Source organism: Dokdonella koreensis DS-123, assembly GCF_001632775.1.
In the GTDB taxonomy this organism is placed as follows: Bacteria; Pseudomonadota; Gammaproteobacteria; order Xanthomonadales; family Rhodanobacteraceae; genus Dokdonella; species Dokdonella koreensis.
Genome location: NZ_CP015249.1, coordinates 3,414,664 through 3,438,793, shown reverse-complemented (window position 1 = coordinate 3,438,793; position 24,130 = coordinate 3,414,664). Strand labels below are relative to the sequence as shown.

Below are 24,130 nucleotides of genomic sequence, written 5' to 3'. Positions count from 1 at the left end.
TCGGCGGGGCCATCCAAGCCGGCTATTGTAACGGCATCTGGCGCGGTATGGACGCGAACGCACCAACGGCCGTTCGCGATGCGGCGGCTCGCTGGAACCGACGGATGGCGCGGGACGAGACGCCCTGGCTGCGCTCGCTTTCCGGCACCGGCAGCGCCGAAGCGTCGGCCGGTGCGCCGGTCAGCGATAGCGGGTGGGGTCGGCCACGCCGGCCGCCACGAACCCATCGGCGCGCAGCCGGCAGGCGTCGCAGTGCCCGCAGGCGCGACCGTCCGCGTCGGCCTGATAGCACGAGACGGTCTGCGCGAAGTCGACGCCGAGGCACAGGCCTGCGCGGACGATGTCGGCCTTGCCCAGCGCGATCAGCGGGGCGTGCACGCGCAGCGGCGTGCCCTCGACGCCGGCCTTGGTCGCCAGGTTGGCGAGCGTCTCGAACGCGGCGATGAAGGCCGGGCGGCAGTCGGGATAGCCGGAGTAGTCCACGGCGTTGACGCCGCAGAAGATGTCGGCGGCGCCCAGTACCTCGGCCCAGCCGAGCGCGATCGACAACATGATCGTGTTGCGCGCGGGCACGTAGGTGACCGGAATCCCCGCACCGCCCTGTTCGGGCACGTCGATGTCGGCGGTCAGCGCCGAGCCGCCGATCGTGCGCAGGTCGACGTGGACGGTCTTGTGCTGGTGCGCGCCGAGGTCGCGCGCCAGCCGCTCTGCGGCTGCCAGCTCCGAACTGTGGCGCTGGCCGTAGGCGACGCTGAGCGCATGGCAGTCGAAGCCCTCGGCGCGCGCCAGCGCCAGCGTGACGGCCGAATCCATGCCCCCGGAAACCAGTACGACCGCGCGTTTCAATGCCCTGACTCCTCGCCCCACAGGATCTTGTGCAATTGCAGCTGGAACCGTACCGGGAGGCGGTCGGCAAGGATCCATTCGGCCAGGTCGCGCGGATCGAGCGAACCGTGCACCGGCGAGAACAGCACCATGCAGCGCTGGCCGAGCCGGTGCCGCCCGACCACGTCGCGTGCCCATTCGTAGTCGGCGCGGCCGGCGAGCACGAACTTGACCTGGTCGCTGGGCGAGAGGAAGCGCAGGTTGTCCCAGCGGTTGCGCGCATCCTCGCCCGAGCCGGGCGCCTTGAGGTCGAGCACCTTGCGCACGCGTGCATCGACCGCGCCGACGTCGATCGCACCGGATGTTTCCAGCGAGACCTCGTAGCCGGCGTCGCACAGGCGCGTCAGCAGCATCAGGCAGCGCTTCTGGGCCAGCGGCTCGCCGCCGGTCACGCAGATGTGGCGGGCGCCGTGGCGCGCGACGTCGGCCAGGATCGCGTCGATGGTCCACCAGGTGCCGCCGTGGAACGCGTAGGCGGTATCGCACCAAGTGCAGCGCAAAGGACAGCCGGTGAGACGCACGAACACCGTCGGCCAGCCGGCCGCATCCGCCTCGCCCTGTATCGAGTGGAAGATCTCGGTGATGCGCAGCCGCTCGGGACGGGGCTTGCCCGCGATCAGCGCTGCGTTCGAGGTCGCGATGTCGCCGTGCTCACGCGGCAAGGGCCGAATCGGCATCGTTCCGCTCCGGGGCGGGGACCGTTCCGGCGGCGTGGGCCGCCGGCTCAGCGGCCGCTGTCGAGCTTGATCGCGCGCAGCCGGGCGGTCGCCTGGCGCGAGGCTTCGGTGTCCGGGTACTGCTGGACGACCTGGTTGAGGGTCGCCTCCGCCTCGGTCAACTGCTTGAGCTCGTACTGGCTGTTGCCGACGTTGAGCAGGCCGTCAGCCGCCTTGGGATTGTTCGGGTAGCGCGAGACGAGCGTCTGGAACGCGTCGAGCGCGCGCGGATAGTCCTGCGTCACGAAGTAGGCGCGGCCGAGCCAGAAGTACGCGTTGCCGACCAGCGGGCTCTGCGGGTACTGGGCGATGAAGTCGATGAAGCGACGCTCTGCCTCGGCGTATCCGCCGCTCTTGAGCGCCGAGAACGCTGCGTCGTAGGCCGCGCTTTCGGCGGCCGGATCGGCCGGTGCCGGCGGCGGTGCCGTCGGGTCGGTGCCGGCCATGGCCGGCGCGGTGCCGAGGTCGGCAGGCGTGGGTGCCGTCGCGCCGGCCGCAGCGGGCGCCGGCTGGCCGCCGAGCTGGACGTCTTCGAGTTGATTGTTCGTGCTGGCCGCGGGGGGCGTGCCGGCACCGGCGGCGGCGCCGCCGCCTTCGAGGCGACCCAGTCGCGAATCGAGATCGATGTACTGGTCGCGGTTGTTCTTCTTGAGCTGCTCGACCTGGTTCTGCAGTTCCTCGATCTGGCCCTGCAGGTTCTGCACCTGGGTCTGCAGCTGCTGGATCTGGTTGACCAGCTCGACGCTGCCCTGGGCCTGGCCCGAACCGCCGGTCTTGGCTTCGAGGGCGGCGACGCGCTCGGCCAGGGAGAGGCGCTGGGCCTGGGCGGGGAAGGCGACCAGAGCGGCGACCACGAGGGTCGCCGCTCCGAGCTGCTTCAGACGGTTCTGAGCGGCCTGCATCGCTGCTTACTTGGCGGTGTAGACGATTTCGACGCGACGGTTCTTCGACCAGGCCGACTCGTCGTGGCCGCGGTCGACCGGACGCTCCTCGCCGTAGCTGACGACCGTCAGCTGGCCGGCCGAGGCACCGGCAGCGCTCAGGGCGCTCTGGACCGCGTTGCCGCGGCGCTCGCCGAGGCCGAGGTTGTACTCGCGCGAACCGCGCTCGTCGGTGTTGCCTTCCAGCGTGACGCGTGCATCCGGGAACTGGGTCAGGTACGCCGCATGGCAGGCGATCTGGGCCTGGAACTGCGAGCTGATCGTGCTCGAATCGAAGTCGAAGTACACGACGCGCTGGCGCAGGCACGAATCGGTCTCGAGACTGTCGCGCGTGTAGCGGCCGGACGTATCCGCCGGAGCGGTGGTGGTCGACGGCGTGGTATCGACGGGCTCCACCGGCTTGGTGGTGGTCTTCTTAGCGCAGGCCGCAATGCCGGCGACCAGCAGGGCGGCGACGAGGACACGAACTACGATCTTCATGTGGGTTCCTTGAGATTTTCCGGGTTGGGACAGTTCACACCATACAATGACGATCAGGCCCGGAAACGACCTGTCGGCAGATTATAAAAAGCTTTTCTTAGATCAACGCTGACGATACGGCCCCCAGGCGGGCTCGCGGACGTCGCCGTCGGCCAGCACCAGGCGCTGCCTGACGCGGCCATCGGCCGAAACGGCGTAGAGAACTCCGCGTGCGCCCTCGGCGGCCGCGTACAGGATCATGCTTCCGTTCGGCGCGAAACTGGGCGACTCGTCCTGATTGCCCGGCGAGATCTGGCTGTACTGACCGGTAGCGCGATCGAAAACGGCAATACGATACACGTTTCCGCTGCCCTGCACCATTGAGACCGATTTGCCGTCACAGCACACCGATGCGCGCGCGTTGTAGGCGCCCTGGAACGTCAGCCGGGTGGCTTCTCCGCCGGTCGCCGGCACCTGGTAGATCTGCGGCTTGCCCGAGCGGTCCGAGGTGAACAGGATGCTGCGGCCGTCCGGCGACCAGACCGCTTCGGTGTCGATCGCGAAGTGCCGGGTCAGCTGGGTGCGTGCACGGCTGGCCAGGTCGATCACGTAGATCTCCGGGTTGCCGCCGAACGAAAGCGTCAGCGCCAGCTTGCTGCCGTCCGGGGAGAACGCCGGGCCGCTGTTGATGCCGCGCTGCGAGGAGATCAGCTGGCGCTGGCCGGTGGTCAGGTCCTGGATGTAGACGGCCGAGTTGCCGTTCTCGAACGACACGTAGGCCAGCTTGCGGCCGTCCGGCGCCCAGGCCGGCGACATCAGTGACTCGCCGGAGCGCACGACCACCTGCGGGTTGTAGCCGTCGGAGTCGGCGACCATCAGCTGGTACTGGATCTTCGGGCTGACGCCCACGGCCGTCACGTAGGCGATGCGCGTCCAGAACGCGCCGCGCACGCCGAGGATCTTCTCGTAGATCAGGTCGGCGATCTGGTGGGCGACGTCGCGCATCTGGCTGCGTTGCCCGCTGATCGCGACACCGGCCATCCGCTGCTGCTTGGCCACGTCGAACAGCTCGAACTCGACGCGCAGGCCACCGTCGCCGGCATCGCCGATGCGCCCGATCACGAGATAGTCCTGCTTGAGCATGCGCCAGGTGGCGAACTTGACGTCGCCTTCGCGGGCCGGGAACTCGACCACGTTCGCCTTGGCCAGCGTATTGAACTTGCCCGAGCGCGCCAGGTCGTTGCGGATCACGTCCGCGACATCGGTCTCCGGCGGCAGGCCACCGCCTTCGAACGCGAACGGGACGACCGCGATCGGCAGGGCCGAGGGGTTGCCGTTGGTGATGTCGATCGAAAGGCCCTGGGCCGCCACGCCCGGCGCGTGGCCGAGCAGGGCGAGCATCGCCAGCAGGCAGGTCAGTATCCGGTATCGCATGGGGCGTGCCTCATCCTTCGTATCTGAAGTTGAAATCGATCTGGCGCTGGAAGACCTTCTCGTAGCCCTGGTACGGCAGCGGCGCGGCGCGCATCACGGCCTGTTCGATCGAGTTGCGCGTCGGCGCGTCGGCGTTGCAGGGCGTCCCGACCTGGACCGAGATCACGTCGCCACCGGGGATCTGCTTGATCTGCAGCGTACAGCGCAAGCCGGCCTGCGCGCTGTCGGGCCGGTTCCAGCTGGAGGTGACGGCGGCCTGGATCGCGGCCGCATAGCGCGCCGCCAGGTCGTTGTCCTGGCCGCCGGCACCGGTCTGCGCCTGGGCCGCGCGCTGTTCGGCCGCTGCCGCTGCTTGTGCGGCCTTCTCGGCCTTCTCGGCGTCGGCGGCCAGCTGCGCGGCCTTGCGGTCGGCCTCCAGCTTCTTCATGCGGGCCTGCTCGTCGCGCAGCGTCTTCTCGGCCGCTTCGCGCTTCTTGCGGATTTCCTCCAGCTGGCGCTGCTGCTCGCGCTCCTGCTCTTCGAGCAGGATCTGCTCGCGGCGCACGCGCTCTTGCTGTTCCTTCTTCTCCTGCTCGGCCTTTTCCTGCGCCAGCGCGGCCACGCGCTCGCGCTCGATCACATCCTGCCGGTCCGGCGGGGGCGGCGGCGGTGCGGGCGCGGCTTCGGCGGGCGGCTCCGGCGGCGGGGGCGTAGGCGCGGGCGGCTCCGGCTTCGGCGGCTGGGGCTGCGGTTTCGGCGCCGGTCGCGGGCTCGGCCGGCTGCCGCTGGGCGCGGGAGCAGCGGTGGGACCGACCAGGACGGCCTCGATCACCGGGCCGGGCATGACGATAGGCCGTGTTTCCTGCGTCCACCAAAGCCCTCCGAACAACAGCAGCGCGCACAGCAGGTGCAGGGCAAGCGCGAGCACCAGGGCGCGCAGCTTGTCGCGGGAGCTCTCCATCAGCGGGGGCGTGCCTTGCCGTCGCCCGGCTGGCTCATCAGGCCGACCTTGGCGGCACCGGCCTGCTGCAGGAGGACCATCGCCGAATAGATGCGCCCGTAGTCAACGCGCTCGTCACCGGCGACGAGCACCGGAATTTCCGGATTCTGGCGAACGAAAGCTGAAACCTTGTTGACCAGGGCGTCGGCCTCGATCGCTTCGCGCGGCGTCTTGCCGAGCGTCAGGTACAGCTTGCCGTCCTGGTCGACGGTGACCAGGACCGGTTCCTTGTCGTTCTGGATCGACTTGGCATTGGACTGCGGCAGCTGGATGTCGACGCCGAGATTGAGCAGCGGCGCGGTCACCATGAAGATGATCAGCAGCACGAGGGTCACGTCGATGTACGGCACGACGTTGATCTCGGCCTTGAGCTTGCGCCGTTTGCGGGTTCTTCCGAGGGTCTGCATGGCCTATCTCCAACGCGTCCGCGGCGGGGCCGGGGTCAGGCCGCTTCGTCGTGCGGCGCCTGCCGCGCGAGGATCGAGGAAAACTCCTCGACGAAGGTGTCGTAGCGCAAGCTGATCCGCTCGATCTTGTTGGCGTAGCGGTTGTACGCCCAGACCGCCGGGATCGCGGCGAACAGGCCCATGGCGGTCGCGATGAGCGCCTCGGTGATGCCGGGTGCGACCATCGCGATGCTGGCCTCCTTGACGTTGGCCAGGCCGTGGAACGCGATCATGATGCCCCAGACGGTGCCGAACAGGCCCACGTAGGGACTGATCGAGCCGACGTTGGCGAGGAACTCCAGGCTCTGCTCCAGCCGCTCGGTCTCACGGGCGGAGGCCACGCGCATCGCGCGCTGGGCGCCTTCCAGCAGCGAGCGCGAATCGACGTTGCGGCGCTGGCGCAGGCGGGCGAACTCGCGGAACCCCGCCTCGAAGATCGACGCGGTGCCGGTGATCCGCTCGCCGTCCGCGGTGACTTCCTTGAACAGGCCCGCCAGGTCGGCGCCGGACCAGAACCGGTCCTCGAACTCGCCGGCATCGCGGTTGGCGCGGTCGATCATCGCCTTCTTGCGGAAGATGATGAACCAGGACGCGATCGAGAAGCCGAGCAGGATCGCCATCACGATCTGCACCGGGATACTGGCACTGAGCAGCAGGTGCAGTACGTCGAGTTCGGCGTTCATCGGGTGGCGATCTCCTGGAGTATGTCGTCGGGTATCGGGCGCGGGCGGAAGCTGGCCGCATCGAGGCACGCGATGTGGACCTCGGCTTCGACCAGCAGTTCACGATCGGGTTCGCGCAGCAGCCGCTGCGCCACGCTGAAGCGCGCGCCGCGGACATCGACCGGCGCCACGGTGGCGGTGAGCAGGTCGTCGAGCCGTGCCGGCCGTCTGAATCTGAGGTCCATGCGATGCACCACGAAGACGATGCCCGCCTCGTGCTGCAGCTGCTGCTGGCCGATTCCGGCGGCCCTCAGCCATTCGCTGCGGGCGCGCTCGAGAAAGCGCAGGTAGTTGGAATGATAGACGACGCCCCCGGCATCGGTATCCTCCCAATAGACGCGAACCGGCCAGGCGAACACCGGTTTGACTTCGCCTTCAGTCATCGTTCACGCCAAACAGCTCGCCTGGGCGCGGCGTTTCGGCACGCGACGGCGGCGCCAGGCCGAAATGCTGCCAGGCCTTCTTGCTGGCCATACGCCCACGCGCCGTGCGCACCAGGAAGCCCTGCTGGATCAGGAACGGCTCCAGGACGTCCTCCAGGGTGCCGCGTTCCTCGCTGAGGGCTGCCGCCAGCGAGTCGACGCCGACCGGACCACCGTCGAAGTTCTCGATGATCATCAGCAGCAGGCGGCGGTCCAGCGCGTCGAAGCCTTCGGCGTCCACCTTGAGCATTTCCAGGGCGGCGCCGGCCACCTCGCGGGTGATGCTGCCGCCGGCGCGGATCTGCGCGTAGTCGCGCACCCGCCGCAACAGCCGGTTGGCGATGCGCGGGGTGCCGCGGGCGCGCCGGGCGATCTCGCTGGCGCCGTCGGCGTCGCAGGCGATGCCGAGGATGCGCGCGGAGCGGCGCACGATCGAGGTCAGCTCCAGCGGGCTGTAGAACTCCAGGCGCTGGACGATGCCGAAGCGGTCGCGCAGCGGTGCCGTCAGCAGGCCGGCGCGTGTCGTCGCGCCGACCAGGGTGAACGGCGGCAGGTCGAGCTTGATCGAGCGGGCCGCCGGGCCCTCGCCGATCATGATGTCGATCTGCCGGTCCTCCATGGCCGGGTACAGCACTTCCTCGACGACCGGCGACAGCCGGTGGATCTCGTCGATGAAGAGGACGTCGCGCGGCTGCAGGTTGGTCAGCAGCGCGGCCAGGTCGCCGGCGCGTTCGAGCACCGGGCCGGAGGTCGAGCGCAGGCCGACCCCCAGCTCGTTGGCCACGACGTGGCTCAGCGTGGTCTTGCCCAGGCCCGGCGGGCCGAAGATCAGCACGTGGTCCAGCGCCTCGCCGCGCCGCCGCGCCGCTTCGATGTAGATCGCCAGCTGCTCGCGCACGGCCTGCTGGCCGAGGTAGTCGTCGAGCTTCTGCGGCCGGATGCTCGCGTCGAGCAGATCGTCTTCGCGATTGGCGCTGGCGGAGGTCAGGCGGTCGGACACGGCGGATAGGGCGACAGGGAGAGGCGTGTCCGGCGAAGCCGGACACGAGCGGGATTGTCGCTCAAACGCGACCGCTTTGCGCTCTATATCTCGACCTGGGTGCCGAGCTCGATCAGCCGGTTGCCGGGAATCCGGAAGAAGGCGGTGGCCGGCAGCGCATTGCGCTGCATCAGCACGAACAGGCGGTCGCGCCAGGCGACCATGCCGGGCCGGTCGGTCGCCACGATGCTCTCGCGACTCAGGAAGAAGGTCGTGTCCATCATGTCCAGCGGCGCGCCGCACAGCGGGATCCGCGCCAGCTCGGCCGGGACGTCCGGGTCCTCGGCGAAGCCGAAGCGCAGCGTCACCAGCTCGAAGTCCTCGTTCAGCCGCTTGACCTCGACCCGCTGGTCGTCGTCCACGACCGGCTCGTCGCGGATCTCCACCGTCAGCACGACGTTGCGCTCGTGCAGGACCTTGTTGTGCTTGAGGTTGTGCAGCAGCGCGTTGGGCACGCCGTCGAGGTTGGCGGTCAGGAAGATCGCCGTGCCGTGCACGCGCAGCGGCGGGTGCAGGGCGATCGACGCCAGGAACGGCTGCAGCGCGATGCCGGTCTGGCGGATCGCCGCCAGCACCAGCTGGCGGCCGCGGCGCCAGGTCGCCATGATCGTGAACACGCCGACGCCGAGCGCCAGCGGGAACCAGCCGCCGTACTCGATCTTGTCGGCGACCGCGATCAGCAGCACCAAGTCGATGCCGACGAACAGGATGCCGGCCAGCGTCGTCGCCAGGCGGCTCCAGCGCCAGACGCGGCGGGCCACGACGACCACCAGCAGGGTGTTCATGAACATCGTGCCGACCACCGCCAGGCCGTAGGCGGCGACCAGGTTCTCCGACGAGCGGAAGCCGAGCACCGCGGCGATCGTCAGTACCAGCAGCACCCGGTTGACCCAGGGCAGGTAGATCTGGCCGATCGTCTCGCGCGAGGTGTGCAGGACCTTCAGGCGCGGCAGGTAGCCGAGCTGCATCGCCTGGCGTGCCATCGAGAACGCGCCGGAGATCACCGCCTGGGAGGCGACGATCGTCGCCAGCGTCGCCAGCACGATCATCGGGATCAGCAGCGGCGCGGGCACCAGCAGGTAGAACGGGTTGGAGGCCTTGGTCGGGTCGGCCAGCACCAGGGCGCCCTGGCCCAGGTAGTTCAGCGTCAGGCACGGCAGCACCAGGAAGAACCAGACGCGGCGGATCGGCTTCCTGCCGAAATGGCCCATGTCGGTGTAGAGCGCCTCGGCACCGGTGATCGCCAGCACCACCGCGCCCATCGCGAAGATCGCGAACTTGCCGTTGTGCGCGAAGAACACCACCGCATGGTGCGGACTGAGCGCCGACAGCACCTGCGGCTCCTGCGCGATGCCGACCACGCCGAGCGTGCCGAGTGTCAGGAACCAGATCAGCGTGATCGGCGCGAACAGCGGGCCGACGCGGCTGGTGCCGTGCTTCTGGATCGCGAACAGCCCCAGCAGGATCAGCACGGTGGCCGGTACCACGTAGCGGTGCAGCGCGGGCGCGAGCACCTCGATGCCCTCCACCGCCGACAACACCGAGATCGCCGGCGTGACCACGCCGTCGCCGAAGAACAGGGCGGCGCCGAACAGGCCGATCACCATCAGGATCCAGCGCGTCCGGCTGCTGTTGACGCCGCGCTGGGCGAGCGCCATCAGCGCCATGATGCCGCCTTCGCCCTTGTTGTCGGCGCGCAGGATGAAGGTCGCGTACTTGACCGAGACCACCATGATCAGCGACCAGAAGATCAGCGACAGCACGCCGAGCACGTTCTCGCGGCCGACCGCGACACCGTGCTGGCCGAAGGCTTCGCGGAATGCATACAGCGGGCTGGTGCCGATGTCGCCGTAGACGACGCCGAGCGCCCCGAAGCACAGGGCGAGCAGGCGTTGCCGGTTCTGCGGTTGGTCGTTGCTCATTGCGGTCGGATCCCGGAGGGGGAGGTGCGGGACGGTCGGCGGGCGCTCCGGCACCGCCTGGGCGGACCGGCCCCGCAGGCCGATGCAAACGGCGTGCCCTGGAGCAGCAGGAAAGTCATCGGTTGGGGGGCGGCAATCAGCGCAAGGCGGCCTTCAGCGCCTTGCGGATGATCTCTTCGGCGCCGTCGCCCGGGGCGCTGGCGTCCTTGACCAGCCGCGCGACTTCGGCCGGCTTGTAGCCCAGCGCGATCAGCGCGGTGCTGGCTTCGCCGACCGGGTCCTGCATGCCGCCGCCGCCGGAGCCGCCCGGCTGGCCGCCGGTCAGGCCGTCGACACGGTCGCGCAGCTCGACGACGATGCGTTCGGCGGTCTTCTTGCCGATGCCGGGGATGCGCGTCAACGCGGCGATGTCGCCGCTCTGCACCAGGCGCGCGAACGCATCGACCGGCACGCCCGACAGCACGGCAAGCGCGGTCTTGGCGCCGATGCCGCTGACCTTCTGGATGCTGCGGAACAGCGCGCGCTCGCCTTCGCTCAGGAAGCCGTACAAGGCCACGGCGTCTTCCTTGACGGCGTAGTGGGTGCGCAGCACCACCTCGCTGCCGACCGCGGGCAGGTCGAAGAACGTCGACAGCGGCGCCTCGAGCTCGTAGCCGACGCCGTTGACGTCGACCAGCAGCCACGGCGGCTGCTTGGACACCAGGGTTCCACGCAGTCGGCCGATCATCGGCGACGTCTCCAGGCGGTACGGGGAATGCCGATGCGCTGCACGCTGGCGCGCGTGTGCGCGTGTGCGAGGGCGACGGCGAGGGCATCGGCGGCATCGGCCTGCAGGCGGCCCGACAGTCCCAGCAGGATGCCGACCATGTGCTGGACCTGCGCCTTGTCGGCACCGCCGCCGCCGACGACGGCCTGCTTGACCTCGGTGGCGGCGTATTCGGCGATCACCAGGCCCTTGTCGGCGACGGCACAGATCGCCGCGCCGCGGGCCTGGCCGAGCTTGAGCGCCGAATCGGGGTTGCGCGCCATGAAGACCCGCTCGATCGCCACCTCGGCCGGTCCGTGCGTTTCGATCAGCGCGCCGATCTCGTCGAAGATCTGCTTGAGGCGCAGGTGGAACGTCGCGGCGCCGAGCAGCACCAGCGCGGTATGGAACACGTGGTGCGAGCGGCCGGCCTCGTCGATCTCGATGATGCCGATGCCGGTACGCTGGCTGCCCGGGTCGATGCCCATGATGCGGCAGCGGCCAGGCGCAGTGAGGGAAGGGGGGAGGGTCATGAGGACCGGGTCGGGGCTGTCGGGGCCGCGAGGCGGCCGCCGCGCGCCCATCGACGGCTAGCCGAAGGCATCCGCCGGCAGGCGGGCGTTGGAATAGACATGCTGCACGTCGTCCAGATCCTCCAGCCAGTCGATCATCCTCGCCACGGTCGCCGCCGCGTCGCCGTCGAGGGCGACCTCGGTCGCGGCCCGCAGCGTCAGCTCGGCCTCGGCCACCGGAATGCCCGCCTTGGCGACCGCCTCGCGGACCGCATCGAAGGTTTCCGGCGAGGTCAGGACCTCGATCGAGGCATCGTCCGGATCGGTCGTCACGTCCTCCGCGCCGGCCTCCAGTGCGACCTCCACCACGGCATCCTCATCGGTGCCGGGTGCCAGCGAGAGTACGCCGAGCTTGCGGAACAGGAAGCTGACCGAGCCGTCGGTGCCGAGGTTGCCGCCGAACTTGGTGAACGCATGGCGCACGTCCGAGACGGTGCGATTGCGGTTGTCGGTCATGCAGTCGACGATCACCGCGACGCCGCCGGGGGCGTAGCCCTCGTAGCGCAGCTCCTCGTAGGTGACGCCTTCCAGCTCGCCGGTGGCCTTCTTGACCGCGCGCTCGATCGCGTCCCGCGTCATGTTGGCCGTCAGGGCGCGGTCGATCGCCAGCCGCAAGCGCGGATTGGACGCGGCATCGCCGCCGCCGGCGCGCGCCGCGGTGGAGATCTCGCGAATCAGCTTCGTGAAGATCTTGCCGCGCTTGGCATCCTGGGCATTCTTGCGATGCTGGATGTTCGCCCATTTGGAATGACCGGCCATGATGTCCGCTGCTGCCTCGTACGGCTGCGAATTTTATCAGGCGGCCGCTTGCCGCGGCGGCAGGAAATGGCCGCTGCGCAGGAAGGCGATCGTCTGGTCGGCCGCTTCGCGCGACAGCAGCAGGCCCGAATGCGAGGTCGGCACGGTCCGGTGGTCGGCGATGCCGGGTAGCTGCGTCTCGCCGACCGACACCGTGCCGTCGTGATCGCCGGCCAGCGGGCCGAGCACGAAGCCCAGGCCCAGCGGCAGCCGTCCGGCGACGACGCCGACGGCGTTGGGGCCGTCCCAGCGCTCGAGGCCGGTACACAGCAGGTCGGTGCTGCGTCCCATCAGCCAGCGGCCGCCGCGCCAGTGGGCGAGGCTGCGGGCCGCCGCGCTACCGCACAGCGGCGAGCCCAGGCAGACGACGCGGCCGTCCCCGCCGGCCTGCCCGCTTCGGGCCGCGGCCAGCGCACGCAGCGCGATCAGGCCGCCGAGGCTGTGGCCGACCAGGTGCAGGTTGCCGCGATGGGCGTGCATGCGTTGAAGCAGCTTCTCGGCCGCGCGTTCCGGGCCGCCGAGGGTGCTGGCGTAGTCCATCGTCTCCACGTCGAAGCCCGCCTCGCGCAGCCGGCGGCCGAGAGGCAGCAGCGTCAGGCTGCGCATCCACAGGCCGTGCAGCAGGATGACGTGGCCGCCGTCCATCATGTCGTGGGTTTGACGACCCGGATGTGCAGCTCCTGCAGCTGGGCCTCGGCGATGGGCGAAGGCGCGGAGGTCAGCAGGCACTGCGCGCTGGCGGTCTTCGGGAAGGCGATCACGTCGCGGATCGAGTCGGTGCCGGCCATCAGCGCGGCGATGCGATCGATGCCGAATGCGATGCCGCCGTGCGGCGGTGCCCCGTACTTGAGCGCATCGAGCAGGAAGCCGAACTTGGCCTGCGCTTCTTCCGCGCCGATGCCGAGCAGGTCGAACACGGCGCTCTGCATGTCCGGGCGGTGGATGCGGATCGAGCCGCCGCCGATCTCGTTGCCGTTCAACACCATGTCGTAGCCGCGGCTGACCGCGAATGCGGCATTGGCGCGCAGGTCGGCCACGTCGTCGATCTTCGGCGCCGTGAAGGGGTGGTGCAGGGCGACGTAGCGGTTGGCTTCGGCGTCGAACTCGAACATCGGGAAATCGACGACCCACAACGGCTTCCAGGCGTCCTCGACCAGGCCCAGGTCGTGGCCGAGCTTGAGCCGGAGCGCGCCCATGAAGGCGCTGACCGTCGCGTACGGGCCGGCGCCGAAGAAGATGACGTCGCCGGTCTGCGCGCCGACCGCCGCGAAGATGCCGTCGATCGCGCGATCGTCCAGGAACTTGACGATCGGCGAGGTCAGCCCCTCGCGGCCGTTGGCGAGGTCGTCCACGCGGATCCAGGCCAGGCCCTTGGCGCCGTACTTGGCGACGTGCGGGCCGAGGTCGTCGATCTGCTTGCGCGTCAGCTCCGCGCCCTTGGGCAGGCGCAGGGCGGCGACGCGGCCGCCGGCATCGCTGGCCGGGCCGCTGAACACCTTGAAGTCGACATGGCGGACGTGCTCGGCGACGTCGACCAGCTCCAGCGCGATGCGAAGGTCGGGCTTGTCCGAGCCGTAGCGGCGCATCGCCTCGGCATAGGTCATCCGCGGGAACGGAGCGGCCAGCGCGACGCCGACCACCTCCTGGAACACGTGGCGGATCATCGGCTCGACGAAATCCTGCACGTCGCGCTCCTCGACGAACGCGAACTCCATGTCCAGCTGCGTGAATTCCGGCTGGCGGTCGGCGCGCAGGTCCTCGTCGCGGAAGCAGCGCGCGATCTGGTAGTAGCGATCCATGCCGGCCATCATCAGCAGCTGCTTGAACAGCTGCGGCGACTGCGGCAGTGCGAAGAACTCGCCCGGGTGCACGCGCGAAGGGACCAGGTAGTCGCGCGCACCTTCCGGCGTCGCCTTGGTCAGGATCGGCGTCTCGATGTCCTGGAAGCTGCGGGCATCCAGATAGTGGCGCAGCGCCGAGACCAGCTTGGTGCGCAGGCGCAGCCGGCGCTGGACCTCCGGGCGGCGGATGTCGAGATAGCGGTAGCGCAGGCGCATGTCCTCGCTGACCGCGTCGTCGAGCATGAACGGCAGCGGCGCCGCGGCGTTGAGCACCTCGACGGTATCCGCCAGGATCTCGATGCGGCCGGTGCGCAGGCGCTCGTTCACCTGGCTGGCCGGGCGCGGACGCACGCGGCCGGTGACGCGCAGGCAGAACTCGTAGCGGACCGCCTCGGCAGCCGCGAAGGCGGCGGCGTTGTCCGGCTCGATGACGATCTGGACGATGCCTTCGTGGTCACGCAGGTCGATGAAGATGACGCCGCCATGGTCGCGCCGGGTATCGGCCCAGCCGCAGAGGGTGACGGTTTGTCCATCGAGCGCCTCGTCGACGAGGCCGCAGTGGTGGCTGCGCATGCAGTGCTCCAGCAAGGTAGGCAGCGGCCGCTCCGCTGAACGGCCGGGCGCGGAATGCTATAGCCGTTCATGCTGCACCGCAAACGAAACGCCCGCCGGATCGGCGGGCGCTTCGTTCGGCGGGGGGCGGGGACTCAGCGCCAGCGGCGCTGGACCACGAAGACCGCCGAGCAGCCGCGGTCGACCCAGACGCCGGCGCGGTTCCAGCCCCAGGTGCGGCCCTGGATGCAGGCCGTCTCGGAGGTCTGGCGCTCGATCCGCACTTCGCTGCCGCGGCCGGTGTCGACGCTGCAGAAGTTGTAGCGGCGATCGCGGCTCTGGCAGGTGAAACGGATGTCGCGGTCCCAGTCGCCGCCGGGCGTCCAGCCACCGCCGCCCGGGCCGTGGCCACCGCCGGGACCGGGCCGGTAGCCCGCCTCCACGAAGATGCCCGCACAGCCACGGTCGACCCACAGGCCGCCGCGGTCCACGCCCCAGTTGCTGCCCTTGCGGCACTGCGTGCTGGACAGCTGGCGCACGATCTGCGCATCGCGCCACTGGACGCCGCACCGCTGGTAGCGATGGTCGCGGCTTTCGCAGCGGACCTGCTCCTGCCCGTAGCCCGGGCCGCCGGGCCGCTGGGCGTGGGCCGGCGTGTACGCCAGCAACAGCGCGACCGCGCCGGCCAGACCGACAAAGAATGATTTCAGCATGTTCCCCTCTCCTGTACTGAACTGTTGCGGCAATGACGCCCAATTCTAGTCGGATGAGGCCTGAACGGTGGCAGATCGGCGCATCAATCGGCGGCTTTCGCCGGCTTGGCCGGCTCCGCTGCGGTCGTCGCCGGCTTGGACTCGGCCGGCTTGGCCCCCGTATCGGCCGACGGGGCGGCGGCGGGCGCGGCATCCTGGCTGGCCAGGTTGCGCTTGGTGTCGCCGTCCTTCTTGAAATCGGTCTCGTACCAGCCGCTGCCGGCGAGCCGGAACGCCGGCGCCGTTACGCGGCGGCGCACGCCGGGGCGTCCGCAGTCGGGGCAGTCGCTGGGATCGGGGTCCGAGAGCTTCTGCAGGCGGTCGAAGCGGTGGCCGCAGGTGGGGCATTCGAATTCGTAGATCGGCATGTCGGTACGGTCTCGTCGCAGGTCGGCAACGGCGGGGCAGCATGCGGGCGCCTCAGAAAAAAGCAAGTCCGGATGGGCCACGCGAGCCAGCGCAGCCGATCGGAAGCAGCCGGACAACGGCCCGGAAGCCTCGCGCAAGGCTTGCGGAAGCCGTTCGGGAGCGTCGCCCGGAGCTGCGCCGTGCAATATGGGGCCGTCGACCACCGGCGCGACGCGCACTGCGCGGCTGCGGCCCGAATCGGTGCCTTCGTTCCACACAACACGATGGGGAGTAGCAAGACGATGAAAGCCCGCCACTCGATCCGGCTCGGTACCGGATGGCTCCTGGCCTGCGCGCTGTCCGGCGCCGCGGCCCAGACGGTGCGCCAGCACGATGGTCCGGCCGGCAGCGTGACCGATCTGCGTGCGGATGGCACGCGCGTTGCGGTGCCCGCGCGCCGGGCGGTGCCGTCGCCGCTGGGCTGGACCGCACCGGCCACTGCGCCGCAGGCCGGTGCGCCGCCGGTCTGCGCCGCGGCATCGCGCGCCTGGCACGGTCAGGCGTTGCCGGCCGGCGAGTCGGGCACGCTGGTGGCTGCGGCCTTCATGCGCTCGACCACGATCGACAACCGTGGCCGCATTGCCTTCTTCGCCCAGGTGGATGGCGCGGCGCGCAACCAGGGCGTCTTCGTCGCCGGCCCGGCGGGTCTGGACGTCGTCGCGATGGGCTGCGGCGGCCCCGGCGGCAGCGGGGCCACGTCCGACTGCGGCGACCTCGCGCCCGGCGGCGGACGTTTCAGCGGCTTCTTCGGGGAGACCTGGGGTACGCCCGACCTCAATGATGCCGGCGACGTGCTGTTCATGGCCGACCTCCATGGAGCGCCGCATCCACGCGGCCTGTTCCTCTATCAGGCGGCTGCGGCGCGCTTCGTCAAGATCGCTGCCGTGGGCGAGCCTTCGCCGCTCGGCGGGATGCTGACCGGCATCGGTCCGGGCAGCCTCAACAACGCCGGCGACGTCGTCCTGCTGGCGTCGACCGACGGCCGGCTCGACGCGGACGCGCTGATCTGGCGCGACGGCGTCCTGTCCAAGTACGTGGCCGCCGGCGATCCGGCGCCGGGTGGCGGTACCTTCACGATGATCGGTACCGAGTCGTGGGGCATGGTCGACGGCACCCAAGTGCCCGGCGGTCCGGTACCGGCGATCAACGATCGCGGCCAGGTCGCGTTCCGGGGCGAGGTCAGCGGCGGCATCGCATCCGCCGGTCTGTTCATCAGCGACCACGGCACGCACAGCTGGGTCGTCCAGATGGGCGACCCGGTGCCGGGTGGCGGCACCTACATCGGCCTGCAGGCGCCCTTGCTGAACAACGCCGGCGAGCTGGCGTTCTTCTCCGACATCGCAGGCGGTCCGGGCTCGGCCTGGGTCACCGGCAAGCCGGGCCAGTGGCGGCGTGCGCTGGCGTTCTACGATCCGATCGACACCGGGCAGGTGTGGAGCCTGGCGTTCTCGCGCAATCCGCTGGCCGCGCTCAACGACCAGGGCGACCTGCTGCTGGCGACGACGATCCTGCGCCCCGACTCCAGCGAACGTGGCGCGATCGTGCTGAGCCGTGCCGACGGCTCGCTGCGGCTGCTCGCCGAACAGGCGCAGCCGACGCCGCTCGGCGGCAGCTGGGGTTCGCTCGACGGCTGGCCGACGCTCAACAATCAGCGGCAGGCGCGGATCGGCGCCGGCACGCCGGGATTGCCGGGGCAGGCGACCACGCAGATGGTCGTCGAGGCCTGCGGCGAGGGCGCACCGGCGCTGGCTGCCGCACCGGCACCTGGCACCGCGCTGGCGTTCGGTGCGGTGCCGGCCGGTACGCTCTCCGCGCCGCTCGGCGTCGACCTGGCCAATCCGGATGGCGTCGGCTCGGCGCCGGACTCGGACCTGCGTGTCAACCATGCCCAGGCCGACGATCCGGCGTTCGTCGTCCGCCTCGTCGAGCCGGGCCCGTTCGCGGCCGGCGTGGCGGCCGACGGCCAGCCCGACATCGAGGTGCGCTGCGCGCCGACGCAGGTCGGCCCGGTGCACGGCGAGTTGACGCTGCTGACCAACGATCCGGCCCAGCCGGCGGGCGGCTATCGGTATCCGCTCTCCTGCGAAGGCACGGACGACACGCTGTTCGCGAACGGCTTCGATCCGGCCGGTTGAATGCGGGGCGGGGCGGCGGTCAGCGCGTGACCGCCGCCACCAGTCCGTCGGGCCGTGCCGACAAGGCCGTCGGCACCGGCCGTTCGCCGGCCAGGCGATGCACCTGGTCCATCGCCGTGCGCCACGCGTCCAGGTGCCCGAGCGCGCGATACAGGCGCGCCTGCAGCAGCGCGCAGGTGAAGTCCGAGCCGGCCCAGGTGGCGACGCGACCGGCCACCGCGCTGGCGGTCTCCAGGTCGCCGCGGTCGATCAGTGCGTCGCCCCAGGAGATGGCGACGGCGGCGACGTCCGCCGGAATCGAGCCGCGCTCGGCGATGCCGAGCGCATCGGCATAGGCCCGATTGGCCACCTCGCGCTGCTCCTCGCTCCAGGCCTGCTCGGCCTGCGCCAAACGGGTCCTGATCGCGAGCGCGGGACTGTCCTGCGTGCGGGCCCACTGCGTGAAACGCTGCAGCGCCTGGGCGGCGTCGGCGCGCTGTCCCTGGCGCCGCTGCGCGCGGATCAGCGTCAACCAGGCATCGCCGGACAGGCCGTCGCGCGGCGTCACCGCCGCGGCCGCCACCGCCTCCAGAGACAGGCGCGCGGCGCTGCCCGGCTGTCCGTCGGCGAGCGCGATCCGCGCCAGCGCACCGCGCGCGAGCATCGGTACCGCGGTGTCGTCGGGCAGGTCGCCGGCCTCGGCCAGGGCGGCCAGGCGTGCGCGCGCTTCGGTCATCCGGCCGACCGACATCCAGGCATGCGCGCTCCAGTACGCGGCGAGGCGCTGCGTCGAGCGATTGGCGATCCGTCCCGCCTGCGCGTTCAGGCGATCGGCCGCCGCCGCGGCGGCGGCGGGTTGCAGCAGGGCCAGTCGCGCCTGGATCTGGTTGACCAGCGCGCCGGCCCATTCGTCCATCGCGCCGAACCGTTCGAAGCGCTCCGCCGCGCCGACGAAGCTCGCCAGCGCCTCGGCCGGCCGGCCGCGATGCGCACTGAGCGCGCCTTCGTTGGTGTCCAGCCGCGCCAGCGCCAGCGTGTCGCCGGCCAGGCCGAGCGCGATGCGCGCACGCGCGAAATCGTCGCGTGCATCGGTGTCGCGGTCCTGCAGTGCACGCGCGACGCCGCGCCCGGTATAGGCCTGGCCGGCCAGCGCCGGCTCGCCGTGGCGGCCCAGTGCTGCCAGGGCGTGGTCGAAATCGCGTTCGGCCGCGGCCGGCGCCTCGAGCCGGATCGCGGTCGCGCCGCGGCCGTTGAGCGCGCGTGCGCGCAGCACGGGATCGTCGTCGGCCGTGATCGCCTCCAGCAGCGCGTCGAAGGCGGTGCGCGCGGCCTCGAACCGGCCACCCGCGAACGCCAGTTGTGCGCGCAGCAGCCGCAGTTCGGCCGATGCCGCAGCGGCCGGCGCCGCGGCATCGGCCAGGGTCTGCGCCGATTCGAGCTGGCCGGCCAGCATCAGTGCGCGGATCCGCGCCAGGTACGCATCGGCGGAGGCCGATCCGTCCTGCACGGCCGTGACGCCGAGCACGGCGAGCAGGCGATCGGCCGCTTCGCGCGCGGTCGCGGTCGCTTCCACGCCGTGCACCTCGACCTCGCGAAGCTCGCGTTCCGGGCCGTGCAGCGCGAGACGGATCCGCCAGCCGCCGGCGATGCGCTGCGCGGACGGCGCGACCACCCAGCGCGCATCGATCGCCTGGCGCACCTTCGCCTCCGCGTCCGGCGCCTTGTGCACCAGCGCGACGACGTTGTCGCTCGGCACGACGGCCAGGCCCGCGCCGTGCAACCGATGCGCGATCAGCTCCATCGCGCCCAGCCGCAGCCAGCCCCATTCCTCGTCGGCGGTGACGTCGGCCGGCAGCACCACCGTCAACGCCTGCGGCGTGGTCGCCGCCGCGCTCGGCGGCGGCGCGCGGTCGCGGAACGAGGAACCGGCCGCGAGGGCCAGCACCGCGGCCGCGACGGCCGGCCAGCGCCATGCGGCACGGCGGCGCGGTGCGGTCGCGGTCGCGGTCGCGGTCCGGTTCGGCGGCGCTTCGACCGGCATCGGCGCCTCGGGTGCGGCGGCACCTTCGTCTTCGGCGACGATCTCGACCGGTGCCACCCAGCGATAGCCGAAGCGCGGAATCGTGCGGATCAGCTGCTGTTCCTCGCCGGAATCGCCGATCGCGCGCCGCGCCTTGAGCAGCGCCTGCACGAGCTGGGTATCGGCCACGTCGGCCTTGCCCCAGACGGCGGCGGCCAGCTCGTCCCGGCCGACCGCGCGCTCGCGATGCTCGATCAGCCAGGTCAGGCAGTCGAACACCTTCGGCGAGAGGATGACCAGTTCGTCGTTTCGCCGCAGCTCGCGCGCTGCCGGATCTACGCTGTACTGCCCGAATCGATAGACACGCGGAATCATCACGCGAGGGTAGCGTGCGGCCGCCGCCAAGACCACGCTCGCGTCGCCGCACGACATGACGCATCGCAGCAAGTCGTGTTAGGGTAAAAGCCGACCTACCGACGACGGACTGATGCTGGCGCTGATCGCCCCATTGTCCGCGCTGCTCGGCGGCGTGGGACTTCTTTTGCTCGGCAGCGGCCTCTTCGGCACGCTGCTCGCGGTGCGCGGCGAGCTGGAAGGCTTCAGCGCGCAGACGATCGGCCTGATCACGTCCGGCTACTTCGTCGGCTTCTTTCTCGGGACCTTCTTCGCGCCCGCGCTGATCCGGCGGATCGGCCACATCCGCAGCTTCGCGTTCTGCGCCGCCGGCACCGCGGCGCTGACGCTCGCGCACGCGATCTTCGTCTGGCCGCTGGCCTGGCTGCTGCTGCGCATCGGCGTGGGCGCGCTGCTGGTGGTGCTCTACACCGTGATCGAGAGCTGGCTCAACGCCTCCTCGCCGCCGGCCCGCCGCGCCCAGGTGTTCTCGGCCTACATGCTCGTCAATCTCGGCGCCCTCGCGCTCGGCCAGCAGTTCCTGCGCGTGGCCGACGCCGGTGGCTTCGTGCTGTTCGCGGTGGTCTCGATGCTGGTTTCGCTGGCGGTGATGCCGGTCGCCTGGACCCGCCTGTCGCCTCCGGCCGTGCATGCGGTGCCGCGCATCGGCCTGCGCGCGCTCTACCGCACCGCGCCGTCGGCGCTGGTCGGCACGTTGGCCTCGGGGTTGGCGCTCGGCGCGTTCTGGGGGCTGGGGCCGCTGTACGCGGCGGACCTCGGCCTGGACCCCGCCGGCGTCGCCAGCTTCATGGGCTGGACGATCGTCGGCGGCGCCGCGCTGCAGTTCCCGCTGGGGCGCCTGTCGGACCGGCGCGACCGCCGCTCCGTGCTCGCCGCCGTCGGTGCGGTCGCGGCGCTGGCCGCCGTCCTGGTCCCGCTGGCGGCCGGCCTGGGGCACGCCGCGGCCTTTGCGGCGATGTTCGCGTTCGGCGGCCTCTCGTTCGCCGTGTATCCGCTCAGCGTCGCGCACCTGATCGACCGCATCGCACCGGACCAGGTGCTGGCCGGCAGCAGCAGCCTGCTGCTGGTCCACGGCGTGGCTTCGGCGATCGGGCCGGGCCTGGCCGGCGCGGCGATGACGCGCAGCGGCCAGCCCGGCGCGTTGCTCGCATATGCCGCTGTCGTGTTCGGTGCGATGGCGCTCTACGTCGGCTGGCGCCGCCGCATCCGCGAAGGCGAGAGCGCGCATGACGCCAGCTTCCTGCCGATGCTGCGTACGACACCGACCGCGCTGGAGCTGATGCCGGCGGCGCACGACAGCGAGCCTGCCGCCGAGCGCGCCCGGCCGCCGGCCTGAACGCGACACCACCGTTTTGCCCGGATCGCTCCGGGGCACGCCGGCGAACGGAGACGCCGGTTCCGGCCGGCATGCCGCCGTCCGGATCGCCAGTGGCCGCCGGTCCCGGAACGGACCGACCGGACCGCTACAGACCAGGAGGTTCGTTCCTTGACGATCGACATCGGCATCCAGGCTTCTTCACTCGCTACTGCAGCAGCGCCGCCACGGTTGCATGAGCCGCCGGCCCTGCTGCTGGCGACCGACCTCGACGGCACGTTCCTCGCCGGCGACGTCGCCGATCGCCAGCAGCTCTACCAGACCATCACGCGCCGTACCGACATCGCCCTGGTCTACGTGACCGGCCGCGGCCTGGAGGCGGTCCTGCCGCTGCTGGCCGACCCGACGCTGCCGCGGCCGCACTACATCATCTGCGACGTCGGTGCGACGGTGGTGGACGGGGAGACGTTGCAGGCGGTGCAGCCGCTGCAGGGCGCGATCGAGTCGCTGTGGCCCGGTGAGCAGCCGGTGTCGAGCGCGGTCGCCGACCATCCGGGCCTGCTGCGGCAGGACGTGCCGCAGCAGCGGCGCTGCTCGTACTTCTGCGAGGCCCAGGCGGTCGACCGGGAACTGCGCGCGATCGTCGCCTCGATCGGCTGCGACCTGCTGTTCTCGGCGGGCCGCTACCTGGACGTGCTGCCCCGCGGCGTGGACAAGGGACACACGCTGCGCGCGCTGGTGCAGTACCTGGGCGTCGCGCCCGGCCGGGTGCTGGTGGCCGGCGACACGCTCAACGACCTGTCGATGTACCGCGAGGGATTCAACGGCGTCTGCGTCGGCGAGGCCGAGCACGGACTGGTCGAGGCGACCCGCGGCCTGGGCCACGTCCTGCACGCGCAACGGCCCGGCTGTGGCGGCATCCTCGAAGCCATTGCCCATTTCGACCTGCTCGACGCCCGCACGCTGGCCGCCGAACCCGGCGTGCCGGAAGGCAAGTCGCGGCTGGTCATCGTCTACCACCGCCTGCCGTACGAGGAGACCGAGGTCGACGGGCGCCTGGTCCGGCGGCCGCACCGGTCGCCGAACGGCATCATCCCGACCTTGCTGTCGTTCTTCGCCGACGGCCGCGAGGGCGCCTGGGTGGCCTGGTCGGACCGGTCGCCGGACCATCCGGACTACCAGAGCCACCCGGCGGTCGACCGCGAGCGCTACCCGCGCCTGCGCACCGCGCTGGTGCCGCTGGACGAGGCGGACATCGACATCTTCTACCGGCGCTTCTCGAAGGAGGCGTTCTGGCCGCTGCTGCACACGTTCTGGGAACGGGCGCAGTTCCGCGAGGACCACTGGCAGGTGTTCCTGCGCGTCAACCGCGCATTCGCCGAGGCCAGCGCGGCAGAAGCGGCACCTGGCGCGACGGTCTGGATCCACGACTACAACCTGTGGATGGTGCCGGCGTTCCTGCGCGAGCTGCGCCCGGACCTCGTCATCGCGTTCTTCCACCACACGCACTTCCCGTCGGCCGACGTGTTCAACGTCGTGCCGTGGCGGCGCGAGATCGTCGGCAGCCTGCTGCAATGCGACTACATCGGCTTCCACATCCCGCGCCAGGTCGAGAACTTCGTCGACGTCGCGCGCGGCGCGCTGCCGGTCAAGACGCTCGCGCGCACCAGCTGCGCCCCGCGCTTCCTGACCTACGGCTGCGCGGTGGGCCTGGACCGCTACAGCCACCGCATCGAGGCCGGCGGGCGCGAGGTCCGGCTCGGCGCGCATCCGGTCGGGTTGGACGTGGCGCGCGTGCGGCGGTTGCTGGACACGCCGGAGGCGGCGCAGCGGATTGCGGCGCTGCGCGACTCGCTCGGCGGTCGGCGCCTGTTGTTCTCGGTGGAGCGGCTCGACTACACCAAGGGCACGCTGGAGAAGCTGCTCGCCTACGAACGGCTGCTGGAGACCTCGCCGGAACTGCACCGGAAGATCAGCCTGACCGTCGTCTGCGTGCCGGCCTCGCGCCGGATGGTGATCTACCGCGAGCTGCAGACGCAGATCGAGCAGGTCGTCGGCCGGATCAACGGCCGGTTCTCCCAGGTCCACTGGACGCCGCTGCAGTTCTTCTTCCGGCCGTTGCCGTTCGAGGAACTGGTCGCCTGGTACGCGGTGGCCGACATCATGTGGATCACGCCGCTGCGCGACGGCCTGAACCTGGTCGCCAAGGAGTACGTGGCGGTGCAGGGCGCGAGCAAGGGCAGCGGCATCGTGCTGCTGTCGGAGTTCGCCGGCGTGGCCGCCGAGCTCAAGGGCGCGCTGCTGACCAATCCGCACGACATCGGCGATCTCCTCACCCAGGTCCGCCATGCGATCGGGCTGCGCCGGCACGAGGCGCGCAGCCGCCTGCGGCAGATGTACGAGATCGTCTGCCACAACGACATCGAGCGCTGGGGACGCGAGTTCCTGGCAGCTGCCGAGCGGGACGCTGTCGTCGGGGCATCGGCCTGAAGCGGGCCGCAGTGTGCGGCGCGCGATCGGGAACGCGCGAAGTCCATCCGCATGCCCGGGCTTCGGCGGGACGAAATGCAGATGGGTGCTCGATCGGAATCGATTGGTGTACTCGGAGCGCGTGCGCTCGTGCGCAGATATCGC

The 24,130-nt window shown here is 70.8% G+C and carries 22 protein-coding genes; 3 read left to right on the top strand and 19 right to left on the bottom strand.

All coding sequences use genetic code 11. The features are described 5' to 3' along the window. Nucleotides 1–180 precede the first annotated feature (180 nt). The 18 genes from queC to I596_RS13930 form a co-directional block, all read right to left on the bottom strand. Complete coding sequence (gene queC, locus I596_RS14015) at nucleotides 181–846, bottom strand: 7-cyano-7-deazaguanine synthase QueC (RefSeq protein WP_067649209.1); 666 nt, start codon at nucleotides 844–846, stop codon at nucleotides 181–183. After that, complete coding sequence (gene queE, locus I596_RS14010) at nucleotides 843–1,562, bottom strand: 7-carboxy-7-deazaguanine synthase QueE (RefSeq protein ID WP_083965589.1); 720 nt, start codon at nucleotides 1,560–1,562, stop codon at nucleotides 843–845. Before queE ends, queC begins: the two co-directional genes overlap by 4 nt. 47 nt (nucleotides 1,563–1,609) lie before the next feature. Next, the gene (ybgF, locus tag I596_RS14005) at nucleotides 1,610–2,503 is read right to left on the bottom strand and encodes a tol-pal system protein YbgF (protein WP_067649207.1); all 894 of its coding nucleotides are present in this window, start codon (nucleotides 2,501–2,503) and stop codon (nucleotides 1,610–1,612) included. 6 nt (nucleotides 2,504–2,509) lie between these two features. Beyond that, nucleotides 2,510–3,022: a peptidoglycan-associated lipoprotein Pal gene (gene pal / locus I596_RS14000; protein WP_067649204.1), complete on the bottom strand. Its 513-nt coding sequence runs from the start codon at nucleotides 3,020–3,022 to the stop codon at nucleotides 2,510–2,512. 102 nt (nucleotides 3,023–3,124) lie between these two features. Further along, nucleotides 3,125–4,435: a Tol-Pal system beta propeller repeat protein TolB gene (gene tolB / locus I596_RS13995; RefSeq protein ID WP_083965588.1), complete on the bottom strand. Its 1,311-nt coding sequence runs from the start codon at nucleotides 4,433–4,435 to the stop codon at nucleotides 3,125–3,127. A 10-nt stretch (nucleotides 4,436–4,445) separates the two neighbouring features. Continuing rightward, nucleotides 4,446–5,375 carry a cell envelope integrity protein TolA gene (gene tolA / locus I596_RS13990; protein WP_067649201.1) on the bottom strand — a complete coding sequence of 310 codons (930 nt, stop codon included), beginning with the start codon at nucleotides 5,373–5,375 and terminating at the stop codon, nucleotides 4,446–4,448. Beyond that, nucleotides 5,375–5,821: a protein TolR gene (gene tolR / locus I596_RS13985; RefSeq protein WP_067649198.1), complete on the bottom strand. Its 447-nt coding sequence runs from the start codon at nucleotides 5,819–5,821 to the stop codon at nucleotides 5,375–5,377. Before tolR ends, tolA begins: the two co-directional genes overlap by 1 nt. Nucleotides 5,822–5,856: 35 nt before the next feature. After that, nucleotides 5,857–6,543 carry a protein TolQ gene (tolQ, locus tag I596_RS13980; protein WP_067649195.1) on the bottom strand — a complete coding sequence of 229 codons (687 nt, stop codon included), beginning with the start codon at nucleotides 6,541–6,543 and terminating at the stop codon, nucleotides 5,857–5,859. Continuing rightward, the gene (ybgC, locus tag I596_RS13975) at nucleotides 6,540–6,965 is read right to left on the bottom strand and encodes a tol-pal system-associated acyl-CoA thioesterase (protein WP_067649192.1); all 426 of its coding nucleotides are present in this window, start codon (nucleotides 6,963–6,965) and stop codon (nucleotides 6,540–6,542) included. The genes tolQ and ybgC overlap by 4 nt, the downstream gene beginning before the upstream one ends. Next, the gene (gene ruvB / locus I596_RS13970; protein WP_067649189.1) at nucleotides 6,958–8,004 is read right to left on the bottom strand and encodes a Holliday junction branch migration DNA helicase RuvB; all 1,047 of its coding nucleotides are present in this window, start codon (nucleotides 8,002–8,004) and stop codon (nucleotides 6,958–6,960) included. The genes ybgC and ruvB overlap by 8 nt, the downstream gene beginning before the upstream one ends. An 83-nt stretch (nucleotides 8,005–8,087) precedes the next feature. Next, entirely contained in the window at nucleotides 8,088–9,965 is a 1,878-nt protein-coding gene (locus I596_RS13965; RefSeq protein WP_067649186.1) for a potassium transporter Kup, read from the bottom strand. Between the two features lie 136 nt (nucleotides 9,966–10,101). Next, nucleotides 10,102–10,692 carry a Holliday junction branch migration protein RuvA gene (gene ruvA, locus I596_RS13960; RefSeq protein ID WP_067649182.1) on the bottom strand — a complete coding sequence of 197 codons (591 nt, stop codon included), beginning with the start codon at nucleotides 10,690–10,692 and terminating at the stop codon, nucleotides 10,102–10,104. Continuing rightward, complete coding sequence (gene ruvC / locus I596_RS13955; protein ID WP_067652008.1) at nucleotides 10,689–11,243, bottom strand: crossover junction endodeoxyribonuclease RuvC; 555 nt, start codon at nucleotides 11,241–11,243, stop codon at nucleotides 10,689–10,691. Before ruvC ends, ruvA begins: the two co-directional genes overlap by 4 nt. A 57-nt stretch (nucleotides 11,244–11,300) precedes the next feature. Continuing rightward, on the bottom strand, nucleotides 11,301–12,041 hold the full coding sequence (locus I596_RS13950; RefSeq protein ID WP_067649179.1) for a YebC/PmpR family DNA-binding transcriptional regulator: 741 nt from the start codon (nucleotides 12,039–12,041) through the stop codon (nucleotides 11,301–11,303). A gap of 36 nt (nucleotides 12,042–12,077) precedes the next feature. After that, nucleotides 12,078–12,728, bottom strand: coding sequence for a lipase family alpha/beta hydrolase (locus I596_RS13945; RefSeq protein ID WP_067649177.1), 651 nt, complete (start codon nucleotides 12,726–12,728; stop codon nucleotides 12,078–12,080). Then, the gene (aspS, locus tag I596_RS13940) at nucleotides 12,725–14,494 is read right to left on the bottom strand and encodes an aspartate--tRNA ligase (protein WP_067652005.1); all 1,770 of its coding nucleotides are present in this window, start codon (nucleotides 14,492–14,494) and stop codon (nucleotides 12,725–12,727) included. Before aspS ends, I596_RS13945 begins: the two co-directional genes overlap by 4 nt. Before the next feature lie 134 nt (nucleotides 14,495–14,628). Continuing rightward, a complete protein-coding gene (locus tag I596_RS13935; RefSeq protein ID WP_067649174.1) occupies nucleotides 14,629–15,186 on the bottom strand; it encodes a DUF3011 domain-containing protein in 558 nt (185 codons plus the stop codon). An 83-nt stretch (nucleotides 15,187–15,269) separates the two neighbouring features. After that, nucleotides 15,270–15,593 (bottom strand): FmdB family zinc ribbon protein, encoded by a 324-nt coding sequence (locus tag I596_RS13930; protein ID WP_067649171.1) that lies wholly within the window; start codon nucleotides 15,591–15,593, stop codon nucleotides 15,270–15,272. A 282-nt stretch (nucleotides 15,594–15,875) separates the two neighbouring features. Here I596_RS13930 and I596_RS13925 point away from each other — a divergent pair, with 282 nt between their 5' ends. Next, nucleotides 15,876–17,768: a DUF7453 family protein gene (locus I596_RS13925; RefSeq protein WP_067649168.1), complete on the top strand. Its 1,893-nt coding sequence runs from the start codon at nucleotides 15,876–15,878 to the stop codon at nucleotides 17,766–17,768. Between the two features lie 19 nt (nucleotides 17,769–17,787). On the opposite strand, the gene I596_RS13920 is transcribed toward I596_RS13925, so the two are convergent. Beyond that, complete coding sequence (locus I596_RS13920; RefSeq protein WP_223303977.1) at nucleotides 17,788–20,142, bottom strand: winged helix-turn-helix domain-containing protein; 2,355 nt, start codon at nucleotides 20,140–20,142, stop codon at nucleotides 17,788–17,790. A gap of 112 nt (nucleotides 20,143–20,254) precedes the next feature. On the opposite strand from I596_RS13920, the gene I596_RS13915 reads away from it, so the two are divergent. Both I596_RS13915 and ggpS read left to right on the top strand, forming a co-directional pair. Then, entirely contained in the window at nucleotides 20,255–21,517 is a 1,263-nt protein-coding gene (locus I596_RS13915) for an MFS transporter (protein ID WP_067649161.1), read from the top strand. Between the two features lie 150 nt (nucleotides 21,518–21,667). Beyond that, nucleotides 21,668–23,986, top strand: a complete 2,319-nt coding sequence (ggpS, locus tag I596_RS13910; RefSeq protein WP_223303835.1) for a glucosylglycerol-phosphate synthase — start codon at nucleotides 21,668–21,670, stop codon at nucleotides 23,984–23,986. Nucleotides 23,987–24,130: the final 144 nt, after the last annotated feature.

Excerpts from the sequence above, each read along its gene's own strand:
- queE (WP_083965589.1), bottom strand. The coding sequence starts at position 1,562 with ATGCCGATTCGGCCCTTGCCGCGTGAGCACGGCGACATCGCGACCTCG.
- ybgF (WP_067649207.1), bottom strand. The coding sequence starts at position 2,503 with ATGCAGGCCGCTCAGAACCGTCTGAAGCAGCTCGGAGCGGCGACCCTC.
- pal (WP_067649204.1), bottom strand. The coding sequence starts at position 3,022 with ATGAAGATCGTAGTTCGTGTCCTCGTCGCCGCCCTGCTGGTCGCCGGC.
- tolB (WP_083965588.1), bottom strand. The coding sequence starts at position 4,435 with ATGCGATACCGGATACTGACCTGCCTGCTGGCGATGCTCGCCCTGCTC.
- tolA (WP_067649201.1), bottom strand. The coding sequence starts at position 5,375 with ATGGAGAGCTCCCGCGACAAGCTGCGCGCCCTGGTGCTCGCGCTTGCC.
- tolR (WP_067649198.1), bottom strand. The coding sequence starts at position 5,821 with ATGCAGACCCTCGGAAGAACCCGCAAACGGCGCAAGCTCAAGGCCGAG.
- tolQ (WP_067649195.1), bottom strand. The coding sequence starts at position 6,543 with ATGAACGCCGAACTCGACGTACTGCACCTGCTGCTCAGTGCCAGTATC.
- ybgC (WP_067649192.1), bottom strand. The coding sequence starts at position 6,965 with ATGACTGAAGGCGAAGTCAAACCGGTGTTCGCCTGGCCGGTTCGCGTC.
- I596_RS13965 (WP_067649186.1), bottom strand. The coding sequence starts at position 9,965 with ATGAGCAACGACCAACCGCAGAACCGGCAACGCCTGCTCGCCCTGTGC.
- ruvA (WP_067649182.1), bottom strand. The coding sequence starts at position 10,692 with ATGATCGGCCGACTGCGTGGAACCCTGGTGTCCAAGCAGCCGCCGTGG.
- ruvC (WP_067652008.1), bottom strand. The coding sequence starts at position 11,243 with ATGACCCTCCCCCCTTCCCTCACTGCGCCTGGCCGCTGCCGCATCATG.
- I596_RS13950 (WP_067649179.1), bottom strand. The coding sequence starts at position 12,041 with ATGGCCGGTCATTCCAAATGGGCGAACATCCAGCATCGCAAGAATGCC.
- I596_RS13945 (WP_067649177.1), bottom strand. The coding sequence starts at position 12,728 with ATGATGGACGGCGGCCACGTCATCCTGCTGCACGGCCTGTGGATGCGC.
- aspS (WP_067652005.1), bottom strand. The coding sequence starts at position 14,494 with ATGCGCAGCCACCACTGCGGCCTCGTCGACGAGGCGCTCGATGGACAA.
- I596_RS13935 (WP_067649174.1), bottom strand. The coding sequence starts at position 15,186 with ATGCTGAAATCATTCTTTGTCGGTCTGGCCGGCGCGGTCGCGCTGTTG.
- I596_RS13930 (WP_067649171.1), bottom strand. The coding sequence starts at position 15,593 with ATGCCGATCTACGAATTCGAATGCCCCACCTGCGGCCACCGCTTCGAC.
- I596_RS13925 (WP_067649168.1), top strand. The coding sequence starts at position 15,876 with ATGAAAGCCCGCCACTCGATCCGGCTCGGTACCGGATGGCTCCTGGCC.
- I596_RS13920 (WP_223303977.1), bottom strand. The coding sequence starts at position 20,142 with ATGATTCCGCGTGTCTATCGATTCGGGCAGTACAGCGTAGATCCGGCA.
- I596_RS13915 (WP_067649161.1), top strand. The coding sequence starts at position 20,255 with ATGCTGGCGCTGATCGCCCCATTGTCCGCGCTGCTCGGCGGCGTGGGA.